Origin of the sequence: Phocaeicola sp. RTP21198st1_B8_RTP21198_201120, from assembly GCF_040929485.1 — a bacterium.
Classification (GTDB): Bacteria; Bacteroidota; Bacteroidia; order Bacteroidales; family Bacteroidaceae; genus Phocaeicola; species Phocaeicola dorei.
In genome coordinates this window covers 1-1476 of sequence record NZ_JBCOCI010000315.1, presented here as the reverse complement: position 1 = coordinate 1476, position 1476 = coordinate 1, and the positions used below count along the sequence as shown (strand labels likewise).

Here is a 1476-nt window from a genome sequence, read left to right as displayed (position 1 = left end):
ACGTTGAAATACGTACCTGCCATCATGGCGATACTTTATCTCGTACTTTACGGACTAGGGAAACTGACCATACCAACGTCAATCGTCATTCTGATATTGGGAATATTCGCAGGTATTGCAAATAACGGGAATCAATTCATGGTATCTACGTCGGCAACCGAAGCACCCGATTTTGCCAACGGATTGTTCCTGACCGCCGCAAATCTCGGAACAACGTTGGGAACGGCAATATTTGGCATGTTAATAACCGTATGGGGAACACAATCATCTCCGTTGGGAGCTGTGGCATTCCTGCTTGTCGGAGTGGCAAGCATTATGATCAGGAATAGCTTAATGAGCCGCAATAAACACATAATGGCAGTGACAATATGAAGAAAACAGAACGACCAATAATCACTTTCCCAAATGGACAAACTGTTTGTCCGTTGGGACAAGGCACATGGAAAATGGGACAATCCGCCGCACGGCGGCATGAAGAAATACGGGCATTACAACATGGCATCGAACTGGGAATGAACCTTGTCGATACTGCCGAGATGTACGACAACGAGGAACTGGTAGGCGAAGCTGTCCGCGACTGTAGAGAGAAAGTGCTTCTCGTGAGCAAAGTTTTACCGAGTAATGCAAGCTATCGTGGAACGAAACTCGCCTGTGAACGAAGTTTGCTGAAGCTCGGAACGGAGTATATCGACCTCTACCTGTTGCACTGGAAAGGACGCCATCCTTATGAAGAAACCGTTCGGGCGATGACCGAATTGCAACAAGAGGGAAAAATCCGTTTATGGGGTGTCAGTAATATGGACACAGCCGACATGGAACGTATTGTTTCACTGTCCGGTGGAAGCGGCTGCGCCACCGATCAGGTACTCTATAACCTCGGCGACCGGGGCATAGAGTTCGACCTCATGCCGTGGTGCGCTGCCCGTAGAATGCCGCTTATGGCCTATTCGCCGATCGGAGAAGGACGACTTCTGCGCCACCCTACATTGGTGGAAATCGCCCGGCGACACGATGTATCGCCCGCACAAATCGCATTATCGTGGACTATGCGTCAATCCGGTATCATTGCCATACCCAAAGCCGGCAATGTAGCCCATGTGGAAGATAATTTCCGAAGCCTTTCCATTCATCTGACAAAGGAAGATTTGTATGATTTGGATACCGTGTTTCCCACACCGACACGGAAAATACCTTTGGCAGGTTGGTAATAACATGAAATGCTATAAATTATGAACTATAATAAGAAAAATGAATAAAGTCATAGATAGTATGCTGGCACATCGTTCCATCCGTTCATACACCGACAGAACGGTAAGCGATGAAGATTTAAACTCCATCATCCGTGCCGTACAAGCCGCACCGAACTGGGTAAACCTGCAACTCGTTTCCATAATTGCAGTAAAGAATACCGACCATAGAAGACGTTTAGCCGAATTATGCGGAAATCAGGTACACATTGCCGAAGCTCCCGTATTC

Annotated in this window: 2 protein-coding genes and 1 pseudogene; all 3 read left to right on the top strand. The window is 47.5% G+C overall.

All coding sequences use genetic code 11. The features are described from left to right. Positions 1-372, top strand: a pseudogene (locus AB5935_RS25820) (MFS transporter); the annotation flags it as partial. Beyond that, on the top strand, positions 369-1208 hold the full coding sequence (locus tag AB5935_RS25815; RefSeq protein ID WP_004326657.1) for an aldo/keto reductase: 840 nt from the start codon (positions 369-371) through the stop codon (positions 1206-1208). The pseudogene AB5935_RS25820 and the gene AB5935_RS25815, both read left to right, overlap by 4 nt. A 40-nt stretch (positions 1209-1248) precedes the next feature. Continuing rightward, positions 1249-1476, top strand: a 228-nt coding sequence (locus tag AB5935_RS25810) for a nitroreductase family protein (RefSeq protein WP_368327852.1), incomplete at its 3' end; no start/stop codon positions are given.